The organism is Legionella stuttgartensis (assembly GCF_977063405.2).
On the sequence record NZ_CDRUHA020000104.1, the window covers coordinates 1 to 12,310 of the forward strand.

The following is a 12,310-nucleotide window of genomic DNA, read 5'->3' on the forward strand; positions in this document are numbered from 1 at the left end:
GCACTCAAAGGTTATTCAAAGTGCCCACACAGTTTGTCTTCTCTCTTCTTAATGAACCTGCCCCGAAGGCGTGCTGCGTATTCTACTGATTTCACCCTCAGTGTCAAACACTTTTTTCATTTTTTTTTAATTGTTTTCTTTTATTTATCTAGAGTAGTCCATATCGATCTCTACCAGCCCATTTTGGACATTTTTTGCCTCAACAACTTGCACTTCACTTTAGTTTTTGAGTAGTTTGTGATACAGAATATGGAAGAGTTCACCGATAGACTAAGATACGCCCTACGATGAAACTCAATATAGAATTGAAATTAGTACTGAGCTACTTATAAATATATAAACTACTATCTGGTACGCTCATAAGTGCGGAAGGTCAGGTCGTATTCGTTTTTTTCATCACATGGTCTAAATTGTTCATCACAACAAAGCCATAATGATTCATCAATTTCTGGAAAAAAAACATCTGCTGCAAATTGATGATGGATACGTGTTATATATAGACGGCTTGCTTTTCCTATTGCTTCCGCAAAAAGTTCTGCGCCACCTATAATCATAATTTCAGGGAATTCTTCTGTTTGCTTGATGGCTTTTTCCAAGGAATCAACTACAGTAACTCCTTCAATTGACGATACATTACGGCTGAGTACAATATTTAATCGTCCTGGCAGTGGCTTCCCTATAGAAGCAAATGTTTTCCTTCCCATAATAATGGGCTTACCCATGGTTGCAGATTTAAAATGTTGTAAATCGGCGGGTAAATGGCAAAGCAATTGATTATTAAGGCCTAATCCCCCAGTTTCATCAATTGCAGCAATTAAACTAATCATGATTTCATCCTAGATAATGCCATAGCTTTCGCCATATCGACAGCAGCAAACATTGAGCCCGAATCGAGTCTATTTTTGCCTGCTAACTCTAAAGCAGTGCCGTGGTCTACTGATGTACGTATTATAGGTAAGCCCAAAGTTACATTCACTGCATTATGAAAATCAGCATACTTAATTACGGGTAAGCCTTGATCATGATACATGGCAACATATGCGTCACAATTTTTTTGATTACTATTAATAAACATTGTATCTGCGGGCATAGGGCCTTGAACATTCATACCGCGTTCTTGTAATACAGTTAAAGCTGGAGTGATTATCTCAATTTCTTCACGCCCCAAATATCCCGACTCCCCAGCATGTGGATTTAAACCCGCCACTTTAATGCATGGTTCTTTAATATTGAAATCTTGAATTAATGATTGATGTACCTGAGTAATCACTTTAATAATGAGTTCGGATGTAATTGCATCAGACACCATACGCAATGGAAGATGAGTAGTCACTAATGCTACCTTCATTACATTACACGCCAGCATCATCACCACATCTACTTTATAAAATTGTGCAAAAAATTCTGTATGACCAGTAAATGAGATGCCCGCTTCGTTAATATTTGCTTTGTGGACAGGAGCCGTAACTAAACCAGAAAAATCACCTTGCCCACATAATATGGCAGCCTGATTTAATAACTCGATTACATAAGGAGCATTTTTGGGGTTAAGACAGCCACTTTGAACTGTCTCAGGACAAGTTACCGAACATACGGTCAAATGACCAGGTTTAGGCTCAATAACTTGTCCGCTTTTATAAGGTGTAAAACAAATATCGCAATTTAGTTCTTCAGCTCTGGCCTCCAATACAGCCTGATCTCCTAAAATTACCAAAGGAAAACCATACTCCGCAAGAGCCAGACATAAATCTGGACCAACTCCGGCAGGTTCTCCGCTGCTTATAAGCAGTGGCTTCACGCCAGTTCCTTTTCAATAATATTCACATAAGCATCCGAACGTATGTGTTGTTGCCAATTTTGAACTGCTTCGGCAAATTTTCGTTGTTGTAAAAATTGGCGTACTTGCTGCTTTTTAAATGCCTCCGAATCATCTTCTTGTTTACGACCAAGCACTTGAATAAGGTGCCAACCAAATTGTGATTTTACAGGAGGACTAATTTCGTTGACAGCAAGCTTATCCATGGCTTTCTCAAACTCCGGGACTAAAACCCCTGGCGAAACCCATCCTAAATCACCGCCTTTAACCGCACTGGATGAATCCAGGGAATATTGTTTTGCCATTAGTGCAAAATCTTTACCTGATTTTAATTGCTGATAAATGTTCTTCACTTGTTTCTTTGAATCTTCAGGAAGCATGCTTGGATCAGGCTTTAAAAGAATATGACGAACATGGGTTTTGGTAATGACATGATGTTGATTGTCTCCACCAATAGAAACCAGTTTAATTAACTGAAAACCATTACCTGCACGTAAGGGACCTGCTACTTGGCCCACTTTCATGTTCACTACTTCCTTTGCAAACAATTCTGGTAATTCAGCTAAATGACGCTCACCTAAATCTCCTCCTTCCAATGCAAATTCACCACTGGAGTTTTCGATAGCCAGACGGCTAAAATCTCCACCTTTTTTAATCTGCACTAATAAAGAATCAGCTTTGCTTTGTGCTTTTTTTACTTCTTCAGATGTAGGTTCTTCATTTAATGGAATAACTATATTCTGAAGATGATAGGTGAGCGCAGAACGATTAATTATTCCGCCTTCCGTTTTAAGATATTGCTCGACTTGCTCATTCGAAACAGCAGCGTCCCGCCCTACCGCTTTTTGTTGTAAGTTAGAAAGCAGAATTTCTTTGCGAATATTTTCTCTATATTCATTCCAAGTCATTCCTTGCCTAGTAATTTCCTCACGCAACTGAGTTACAGTAGCGTGGTTCGCAGTGGCTATTTTTTCAATTGCCTGATTTAACTCCGTATCATCTACAGTAAGACCATGTTGCTTTGCCATTTGCAGCTGCACATTCACATCAATTAAATGTTGAAGAACTTGCTTACGCAACACCGAATCTTCTGGAACTTGCATTCTTTGCGCAATAATTTGTTTCTTTGTTAATTCAACTTGTTTGTTTAGTTCACTTTCTGTGATCACTCCGTTATTAACAACTGCAACCACCTTATCCAATAATTGTTTCGCTTCGGCCATACCAACGACAGCAAACAATATGCATGCAAGGGTTATTTTTTTATACATGTTAATCCTTATTACTTTTTTTTCGAGCAATTTAGGTTATTTTTATTCAAAACACAAGCGGCTCTGTTTTAATTTATACCACTATTCGATCTAACTATGAAATGGATCACTATATCCGGGAATATAAGTACGCAATACACTTCCAGGATCACTATTTGCCACTGATCCTAAGCCTTTTAATAAAATTTGCAAATAGATGTTGTTATTATATTGGGGCATATATTCTTCATTTAAACTCTTAAACGTCCTTCCTCCCAAAATTCTCACAGCCCAACAGCAACTATCATACTGCATTCCTAATAAAGACATCATGCTGTAATCTTTACTAATATTATGACTGTATGCACCAATAGCGCTCCATCGATCACTGATAGGCCATGCAGCAGAAACCATACCTTGATGTAATGCATTATCAACTCCTGCATTATTCCTAACTTTGGTCACATCTCCATTGACTAGGTAGCTATAGCCAAAATTAATAACCGCATTAAATTTAGGTTGATAGTGTAAATTTAAATCTCCATTGTTTGTCGCAGAAGTAGCAGGATCCCATACATAATCACCCAGAATTTTTAAAGACCGACTGAAGTGATAAACCACCCGAGAAGCTATAGGAGATGTTCCAGAAAATGGAGATAAGTGTCCAATTTCAAGAGGACTTGCGGTACAAATGCCGGTAGGACTACGACATAACTGTACTTGTCTATCAGTAAAATATTTGATTTGGCCAACAGAAAAACTGGCTAATTCAGCACCGGTCCCTTCTGACATCCATCGAGTAGTTACTGCGTAGGATAATTGATTTGCATCACCAATTCGGTCGAACCCTGAAAAACGATTGGTTCTAAAAAGCTGATCAAAATTAAAAATCATATTGGCAGTATCATAGATAGGTAGCTGACTTTGATTATAAAAGGGAACATACAAATAATATAAACTTGGCTCTAAAGTTTGCGTATATGAATTACCCTTCCAATTAAAGTTTCTATCAAAAAATAAACCGCCATGAGTACTAAAACGCGGAATAAAGCGGTTATCTTCAGTGTTCGTATCAACCCAATTATTCTGGACCTGATAGTAGTTTTCTACGAACTCAGCCGATGGTGTAATAAATCCCCAACTAACTCGCTGCGGCACTGAAAGGATTGGGTTAAGATGAAACCTAGGTCCCTGAGGCATTTTTCGCACAAAAAATTGTGTTGATGTTGGCCAAAAAAACTGATCATATTGCCCAGTTATATTTAAATTTGCTTGTGCAGGTAATTCATAATAATAACCACGAGCATTTATTTGAGGTAAACGCTCATATTGATCAAGAATAGGGGTCTCATTGATCGGATGTAATGTTTGAAAACTTTGAACCATACTTCTAAAAGTCCAATGTTCTGTCGAATAGGTTAAATCAGCTTGACGCAATAATTGTCGCTGGGTAATTCGGGCCAAATTGGTACTAAAATCCTGAAAGTAATAATCGTCAGAAACTTGTTGAACATTTACATTTAAACGCAAATTGGGACTCAATTGCGTGGTATCACGTACCCCATATAACCATCGGTTTGTTGACTTATCTCTAAAAAAAGGAAATTCTTCCGCATGATTGTTCAAAAAATTCCGATATGCAGCATCATTCGGTAAAAAACTCCCAGTAAGAAATCCGACACTATGTGGAGTTAAATATCGGAAATCGCCACTTAACATGACGTTCCGCTCGGTATAAAGATGCGGTGTTAAAGTCAAATCGTAGTTGGGAGCAATATTCCAATAATAAGGAAGTCCTAGATCAAAGCCTCCTACATTGGAATACCCCACTATCGGCATTAAAAAACCTGATTTACGTTCTTTAGTTGTTGGAAAACTCAGATAAGGAACATAAAGTAGAGGCCAGTCATGGATGCGCAACTTCACATTCCTGGCGACACCCATTTTTTTCTTGTTATCAATAACGATTGATTTAGCCTCAATATCCCAAGCTTTATCTTGTGGCGCACAGGTAGTATAAGTCGCTCGACGTAACAAGTAATCTGAATTAGGGAAACGCTGCATTAGACTAGCCCTTCCCCATGCAGGTAATATTGCCGAATGTTTGTTGGTATTAAAACGGTAGAGTACATCTTCAGTTTGACCTGATTTATCTTGAGGATTAATTGTTGCTTTACGAGCAATCAATATTTTATCAGGTTCCAGATAATGAACATTACCTAAAAACTCAATTTTCGTGACCTCTTTACTTTTGGGATCCCGATATACATGCGCTGTTTGGGCATTGACTATTCTTTGGCCTTGCTGTACTTCAACATGTCCAGATAAAGTTGATGGCTTATCCTGATAGAAAGAAACTTTATCTGCCATAATCCTGATTTCATCAGGTGAAGCAAGCGGTGTAACAGTGAGGGGTTGATATGAACCAAGACAAATCGGAGAGCTTTGATCGGCATTCCAACCCAAGCACTGGGCAAATTTTGACCTAACCGCATCCGTTAAATCAACATCACGAGCGATCACACATGCTTGAACAGGTTCATTAATTAAAGAAGCAGAATGGGCTAACGCATGATAAATTACCATGAGCAAAATAAGTAAGGTCGTACATATGCTCATCAAGAACCATTTAAATGAAATCTTGTTCACGGGTAATAAAATGCCTTATTATGCACACAAAAATATGTAACTAATCACTTTAGATCGTCGCGTTCACGCTAAAGGTATTGCGGTATAATTCATACCACAACATTCTCCTTTATTCTCTCTATTCATGAGAGAGGAGATCTTGGTTATAAGTTACAACCAGAAATAATGATGGGAAAGTATACCATGCATGCTAGAGAAAACGCACTTAAAGAATGGTTAATTGATACGCTAAAACTACAGGATTTCCAATTAGCTCCTTTGGCTGGAGATGCCAGTTTTAGACGATATTTTCGTCTTCAATATAACGGTCTCACACGAGTTGTCATGGATGCGCCTCCAGGAAAAGAGGATCTAAAACCTTTTATACATATTGCACAAATGCTGGAGAAAGTGGATGTTCATACGCCGAAAATTCTGGCGGCTAATTTAGCGGATGGATTCTTATTATTAAGTGATTTAGGAGATCAACTTCTTTTGAATGATCTTCATTCTGAAAATGTGAATGCTCATTACCATCATGCCATAAACACTTTATTTAAAATTCAAACGTGCCCAACTCATGATCCGATACTTGCACCGTTTGATAAAGCGCATATGCTCAAAGAAATGAGTTTATGCCCCGAATGGTTTTTTAAAGCATATCTTGATTTAAAACTAAATCAGGATGAAAGTACTTTAGTACAACAAACCATGGAATGGATTGCAACAGAAGTAGCTAAGCAACCGTTGACTTTTATCCATCGTGATTATCATTCTCGCAATCTGATGCTTTTACAAAATGAAGCTGAATCAACCTTAGGAGTTATTGACTTCCAAGATGCAATGGTTGGCCCATTCACCTATGATTTGGTTTCTTTACTCAAAGATTGTTATATTTCCTGGCCGCGCAGTAAAATTCTAGAATGGGTGGAGTTTTTTTACACTCAAAGTGCTTTAACTAAAGATTATTCCTTGCCTGAATTTATCCGTGCATTTGATCTTTGTGGTTTACAAAGACACTTAAAGGTTTTAGGAATCTTTAGTCGCTTGTATTTACGAGATAGCAAACCTGGATATCTTAAAGACTTACCTTTAACCTTAAAATATGTCCTTGAATGTACAGAAACTTATGAAGAATTGCATTCTTTCTTCCAATTTATGCAAATGAGAGTTGATCTACCATGAAAACTGCTATGATATTGGCTGCTGGACGTGGCGACCGTTTAAAGCCGCTTACTGATATCACCCCCAAAGCGCTGTGTATTGTTAAAGAAAAGCCTTTAATAGAACATCATGTAATCAATCTAGCAAAAGCAGGTTTTGAACGATTAGTCATAAACCATGCCTACCTTGGGGGAAAAATTCGACAACATTTAGGTGATGGAGCTCGTTGGGGAATTGAAATTTGTTATTCACCTGAACCGCCAGGAGGCTTGGAAACAGGGGGGGGCATTGTAAATGCACTGCCGCTACTCGGCGATAAACCGTTTATTACCGTCAATGCGGATATCTATACGGATTTTGATTTCTCTCAATTACAACCCGAAATTACTCGTGCAATTCATGTAATCTTAGTAAATAAAAATCCAGCCCTTAATCATCCTGGAGATTTCGGATTAATCAATCAAACTCAGTTGAGTAACGAAAATCGAAAATATACGCTTGCAGGTATCTGTTGCTATCATCCACAAATATTTGCAAATTACAAACAAGGTCGCTATTCGGTTGCCCCTATAATCCGTCAATACGCGGATCAAAATAGGGTAACTGCTTGCCTATATGAAGGCCTTTGGTTTGATATAGGAACTCTAGAGAGACTACATGCAGTGAATAAGATTTAACAAAAAATCATCATTCTTCACTACATGTACTAACTTAAGCCCTTATTTAATGCTTATTCAGGGGTAAAAAAAGAGCCCTAATTAGCTAGGGCTAATATTTGTCGGTTGCACTTCGGGCTCGATTTTCTCCGCTTCTTCGGCCTCGATAACACGTTCGACAGCTTTTTGAGCTGCGGCCTTCTTGGCTTCTTCCAATCGATGTTCACCTGGATAGTCTCGTTGTCGAGATACAAGTGGGGTTTCAGCATGATTACTTTGTAAATAATCCTTAAAGCCTTGTGCTGAATCAGCCATTATCGCTTCTACTTCATCTGCTGTCAGTTGTCTCGTTTTATTTCCTTCTGCGTCCGTTTTAAAGAAAAAACCATTTTCAGTTAAAACTTGATGTTCATTCGCTAACCATGCGTTAAACAATCGATCTAATGCATCAACTGTTTCTTCATCCAACGGAGGAGCTCCTTTTTCTATAGATGCATAGCCGCGAACAAAATGTCCTTTGTCATCGCCAGCCTGCTTGACAGCAAAATCGAATCGAATTCCTGGATAACCTTTTTTCTCTAATAATTCAACAGCCTCTTGGGTAATTCCACGATGTATATTTTCAAATTTGGAACTCGGTGGTATACCAGCCCAGATTTTCTTTTCTTCTTCAGAAAATTTATATTCCACAAGTTGGGTAAACTCATCTACTGCTTTTAATATTTGTTGCGCCACTTGCATTTTCTCGGGCGATTTCTTAAAAGCTCGTGAATTATCCACTATATCATGGACTTGTTGTCTTAAATATTGAGCCAACTCTACTGAAGTTCCTGCGAGTTGCATTGCTTTTAAAAGATCTTCTCTAACAAATGTTTTATCATTAACCGATGATATTACAGGTGAAGTTGCAGACATACATTAATCTCTCACATGAATTCTATTTTGTATTGACCTAATTATAGCAAACCAACACTGTTTATAAGATAACTTCTTTTTTAGCTCGTCTGTTAAAAATTTGTAAATATACGCCAGGAAACGTATTTTAATTCTCTTATTCTTTGTTCGCGGCAAAACCGATAGAACTCAAAACGTAAACCCGCGGTTTCCCGAGGGACATCCATTCCTTAAGAAGAAGCATCCTCCTGCATAAATGGTGATTTAATCTCGTCAATAACCGAGTTAAATAACTGGTTTTTCATAGAATCAAAAGTAAACTCATCAACTAAAATAGCATCCCATCGAGCCGCTTCGGTTGCAAGTAACGCATCCATTTCCTGTTGTGTGAGTTCATTACTCACCACTTTTGCTTTCAATTTATCTTTTAACTTACCAAATTTAACCCGTCTTAAATCACCCACTTTTTTGGCAAGATCATCTGTTTTAATGATTTGTTGTAAAGCATGCTCCACTTTGTCTATTGGTTGTTTTGCATCCCCACTTAAATAAACTAGATTTTTCAATCGATCACGATACTGATTATTTGTGGTCATCAATCGTGCTAAATTCTGATCCAACTTATCCGTTGGGTAACGCATCGTTTGCCCCAAAGGAAATGCCAAAACACGAGCAAAAGCGCCTAAAAATCTGGATGGGAAATTGTAACACAACGCGATCATTGCTCGTTGGGCATGATAAAAACAATAAGACACTGCCCATTGAGCGTGCACTAAATCATCAGGATTTTCATTATTCAATTGCACATTGCGTAAAACCGCCATTGCCATATAAAGATAGGACATACCATCAGCAAGACGTGCTGAGAGACGCTCTTTACGTTTTAAATCCCCACCAAGCATAATCAAAGACAAATCCGCAAGCCATGCATATGCGTGGCTTAGACGAGCCAAACGTTTATACTCACGTTTCATTTTTTGCTTAGGAGCGCTAATAAATATCCCACCTGTCCATCCAGAACAAATTGTTTTGGCAAAATTTTGCATGAAATATTGAATATGTTTCCAGATTACATCTCTAAAAGCCTCTTTATCCTGATTAGAAATTGCGTAAAATTCTTGACGGATATAAGGATGACATGCCATCGAGCCTTGTCCAAAAATCAACAAGTTGCGTGACATCACATTGGCTCCTTCCACCGTAATAGAAATAGGCACTCCATTATAAAAATTAGTAAGATAATTACGGGGCCCCACAACTACGGCACGTCCTGCATGAACATCCATCGAAGCATTAACCACAGCTCGCGCCAATTCTGTATTAAAATATTTCGCAATCGCCGATGCCACAGACGGTTTTTTATGCTCGTTCACTGCGGCTACCGTCAGTAAGCGATTTGAATTAATCAAATAATTTAAACCTGCGATTTCTGCAAGTTTTTCTTCAATTCCTTCAAATTGACCAATTTCCACATTAAATTGGCAACGTATGCGGGCAAAAGCACTCGTTGCGAGATAACACGTAGAGGAAGAACCTGCTCCAAGCGCCGGTAACGAAATGGAACGACCAATCGATAGACATTCAACTAACATTTGCCATCCATTACCTATTCGTTGCTGTCCACCAATCACTGTTGTTATTGGCACAAAAATATCTTTTCCACGAATCGTGCCATTCATAAAGGGTTGATCAGAAGGTAAATGGCGATTGCCAATTTCTAGATTTTTGGTATCGCGTGGAATCAACACACAGGTGATGCCTTCTTCTCCTTCACCCTGCAACAAACCATCGGGATCTTTCACATTCACTGCGAGACCAATTAAGGTGGCTACGGGCGCTAAAGTTATCCAACGTTTATCTAAAGTAATGTTTAATCCAAGCACCATTTTACCATCAACTTTTTTCTTCATGACGATTGCAGTTGATTGAATGGAGGTTGCATCACTACCAGCCCCGGGTTCAGTTAAAGCAAAGCAAGGGATATCAATACCTTTTGCAAGACGGGGTAAGTAATGATTCTTTTGTTCTTCGGTACCATAATAATTAATTAATTCGCCAGGGCCCAAGGAGTTAGGTACCATCACGGTTACCGCAGCAACCCCCGAACGACTGGATATTTTCATTACCACATCAGAATGCCCACGCGCAGAGAATCCCTTACCACCATATTCTTTTGGGATGACCAATCCAAAAAATCCATTTTCCTTCATATAGGACCAGACATTTTCAGGTAAATCACGTTTTTGGCTAATTTCCCACTCATCGATCATACTGCATAAAGTGTTCGTTTCATTATCAAGAAACGCTTGCTCTTCTGCGGACAGCACTGTAACTACACTTGCTAATCGGTTCCAATTAGGAGTTCCAGTAAAAATATCTTGTTCTAACCAAGTATCACCGGCATTAAGTGCCTCTTCCTCTGTTTTGGATAACTTAGGAATCGACTTGCCAGCGGTTTTATAAAGGTAATCCGCTATCGATGCGCGTAACGGCTCAAGGTAGACTACGAGTAGTGCAACAATAATCACAAGCCAGAGCAAAAAACCAATTATCCAAGGCAAACCAATAGCAAATGTGGCAACAATTAAGTAAAAAACGCTACCCAACTCCCAAACTAATGGATTCATTGCTCTATAAAGAACAATTAAAGTAAATATTAGGTAAACTAAAAAAAACAGAATGGCCATAATATCAATACCTTCCCTTGCTTTGCATAATAAAGGTGTAGTATATACTCTTTATTTTACGAGTAGCAATTGAGCATGAACCAACGTTTGGTTTGGAATTTCGAATTTACTCCCAAAACAAGCTTGTCTTTGGCCACTTTAGTGGATAAAAAAGACGAAAAGATAAAATGGGAGCGACGTTTTTTTTGGCCGGATAATACGATAATTACCTTAAATATTATTGATCCGTCATTACTCGACTTAGCTCAATACAAGCAAAAACATCGAGAAGATTACTATTATTTGCTACCAGGAACAAATTACAACATTAAGAAACGTCGGGAACAATTGCTTTACAAGCCTCTACTCAAACAATCAAACCATGCTGCAGGTTATGGAGCAAAAATAATTCTTAGCGGCCCTCAAGATCAAATTCTTCCCCCCGACCTACATGAAATAGCGCAACAGGTTGAACGAGAAGGAATAGAAGTTTATGTCAAAAAGGAAGCGCTTATTTATAAATTACCGACCAATCCAAGTATAAAAATTGAGCTCGCTCGTCTCGAAGTATGCAATCAAATTTATTTTAGCTTATGTATTGAAGGAAAATCGCTGCATTTGGTAGAGACTATTTCCAAACACTTGCTGGATGAGCCTGTTTCCTGCGAATATGTAACTTTCCTGAAAAATTTAATGAAATTATGATAAACACCTTGGTCGCGATCATTCTAAGCTTTGGAAAAATTGGTCTTATTTCCTTAGGTGGTGGGAATTCAATGTTAAAACTGCTGGAGTATGAGGCTGTTGAATATCGACATTGGATAGGGCAGGAAGAATTTATCGCGATGGTGGGTTCAAGCTTTATTTTTCCAGGATTAACTGGTGTCAAATTATCTGCCCTTATTGGATATAAAGCGGCCGGAATCACCGGTTTAATTCTTGCTGTTCTCAGTCTTAATTTACCAGGACTCCTGATGGCTATAGCCGGCTATCATTGGCTTACAAGCCATAATGGACCTGGAATGCGAAAAATAATGATTGGCGTACAATATGGCGCATTAGCCCTGCTCGCAGCCGCAAGTTACTCCGTTGCTCAGGGTGTTGTAGGGATGTATTTTTCAATCCCTATGGCGCTGTGTTGCTTTGTGTTTTTCCTTGCTTTGACTTTTTGGAATTTATCACCTTTTTATGGGTTTCTAGGATTTATCGTTGTATGTTTTTTTCTGGTTCGTTAAG

General features: G+C 38.5%; 10 protein-coding genes. 4 read left to right on the forward strand and 6 right to left on the reverse strand.

Annotated features, from left to right (window positions below; genetic code table 11):
- Positions 1-344 precede the first annotated feature (344 nt).
- The 4 genes from ACWTEW_RS32315 to ACWTEW_RS32330 all read right to left on the reverse strand — a co-directional run bounded on the left by ACWTEW_RS32315 (position 345) and on the right by ACWTEW_RS32330 (position 5,685).
- Positions 345-827 (reverse strand): dihydrofolate reductase, encoded by a 483-nt coding sequence (locus ACWTEW_RS32315; protein ID WP_454782072.1) that lies wholly within the window; start codon positions 825-827, stop codon positions 345-347.
- Entirely contained in the window at positions 824-1,798 is a 975-nt protein-coding gene (gene pdxA, locus ACWTEW_RS32320) for a 4-hydroxythreonine-4-phosphate dehydrogenase PdxA (protein ID WP_454782073.1), read from the reverse strand. The genes ACWTEW_RS32315 and pdxA overlap by 4 nt, the downstream gene beginning before the upstream one ends.
- Entirely contained in the window at positions 1,795-3,087 is a 1,293-nt protein-coding gene (locus ACWTEW_RS32325) for a peptidylprolyl isomerase (RefSeq protein WP_454782074.1), read from the reverse strand. The genes pdxA and ACWTEW_RS32325 overlap by 4 nt, the downstream gene beginning before the upstream one ends.
- A 90-nt stretch (positions 3,088-3,177) precedes the next feature.
- Positions 3,178-5,685, reverse strand: coding sequence for an LPS-assembly protein LptD (locus ACWTEW_RS32330; protein ID WP_454782075.1), 2,508 nt, complete (start codon positions 5,683-5,685; stop codon positions 3,178-3,180).
- Between the two features lie 213 nt (positions 5,686-5,898).
- On the opposite strand from ACWTEW_RS32330, the gene ACWTEW_RS32335 reads away from it, so the two are divergent.
- Both ACWTEW_RS32335 and murU read left to right on the forward strand, forming a co-directional pair.
- Complete coding sequence (locus ACWTEW_RS32335) at positions 5,899-6,879, forward strand: aminoglycoside phosphotransferase family protein (RefSeq protein ID WP_454782076.1); 981 nt, start codon at positions 5,899-5,901, stop codon at positions 6,877-6,879.
- Positions 6,876-7,535: an N-acetylmuramate alpha-1-phosphate uridylyltransferase MurU gene (murU, locus tag ACWTEW_RS32340; protein WP_454782077.1), complete on the forward strand. Its 660-nt coding sequence runs from the start codon at positions 6,876-6,878 to the stop codon at positions 7,533-7,535. The genes ACWTEW_RS32335 and murU overlap by 4 nt, the downstream gene beginning before the upstream one ends.
- Positions 7,536-7,616: 81 nt before the next feature.
- On the opposite strand, the gene ACWTEW_RS32345 is transcribed toward murU, so the two are convergent.
- Complete coding sequence (locus ACWTEW_RS32345; protein ID WP_454782078.1) at positions 7,617-8,429, reverse strand: hypothetical protein; 813 nt, start codon at positions 8,427-8,429, stop codon at positions 7,617-7,619.
- A gap of 209 nt (positions 8,430-8,638) precedes the next feature.
- The gene (locus tag ACWTEW_RS32350; protein WP_454782079.1) at positions 8,639-11,095 is read right to left on the reverse strand and encodes an acyl-CoA dehydrogenase; all 2,457 of its coding nucleotides are present in this window, start codon (positions 11,093-11,095) and stop codon (positions 8,639-8,641) included.
- Positions 11,096-11,170: 75 nt separating this feature from the next.
- Here ACWTEW_RS32350 and ACWTEW_RS32355 point away from each other — a divergent pair, with 75 nt between their 5' ends.
- Positions 11,171-11,779 (forward strand): hypothetical protein, encoded by a 609-nt coding sequence (locus ACWTEW_RS32355; RefSeq protein ID WP_454782080.1) that lies wholly within the window; start codon positions 11,171-11,173, stop codon positions 11,777-11,779.
- Complete coding sequence (locus ACWTEW_RS32360) at positions 11,776-12,309, forward strand: chromate transporter (RefSeq protein ID WP_454782081.1); 534 nt, start codon at positions 11,776-11,778, stop codon at positions 12,307-12,309. The genes ACWTEW_RS32355 and ACWTEW_RS32360 overlap by 4 nt, the downstream gene beginning before the upstream one ends.
- The last annotated feature ends 1 nt before the right edge of the window (position 12,310 follow it).

Excerpts from the sequence above, each read along its gene's own strand:
- ACWTEW_RS32345 (WP_454782078.1), bottom strand. The coding sequence starts at position 8,429 with ATGTCTGCAACTTCACCTGTAATATCATCGGTTAATGATAAAACATTT.
- murU (WP_454782077.1), top strand. The coding sequence starts at position 6,876 with ATGAAAACTGCTATGATATTGGCTGCTGGACGTGGCGACCGTTTAAAG.
- ACWTEW_RS32335 (WP_454782076.1), top strand. The coding sequence starts at position 5,899 with ATGCATGCTAGAGAAAACGCACTTAAAGAATGGTTAATTGATACGCTA.
- ACWTEW_RS32330 (WP_454782075.1), bottom strand. The coding sequence starts at position 5,685 with ATGAGCATATGTACGACCTTACTTATTTTGCTCATGGTAATTTATCAT.
- ACWTEW_RS32315 (WP_454782072.1), bottom strand. The coding sequence starts at position 827 with ATGATTAGTTTAATTGCTGCAATTGATGAAACTGGGGGATTAGGCCTT.
- ACWTEW_RS32350 (WP_454782079.1), bottom strand. The coding sequence starts at position 11,095 with ATGGCCATTCTGTTTTTTTTAGTTTACCTAATATTTACTTTAATTGTT.
- ACWTEW_RS32325 (WP_454782074.1), bottom strand. The coding sequence starts at position 3,087 with ATGTATAAAAAAATAACCCTTGCATGCATATTGTTTGCTGTCGTTGGT.
- ACWTEW_RS32355 (WP_454782080.1), top strand. The coding sequence starts at position 11,171 with ATGAACCAACGTTTGGTTTGGAATTTCGAATTTACTCCCAAAACAAGC.
- ACWTEW_RS32360 (WP_454782081.1), top strand. The coding sequence starts at position 11,776 with ATGATAAACACCTTGGTCGCGATCATTCTAAGCTTTGGAAAAATTGGT.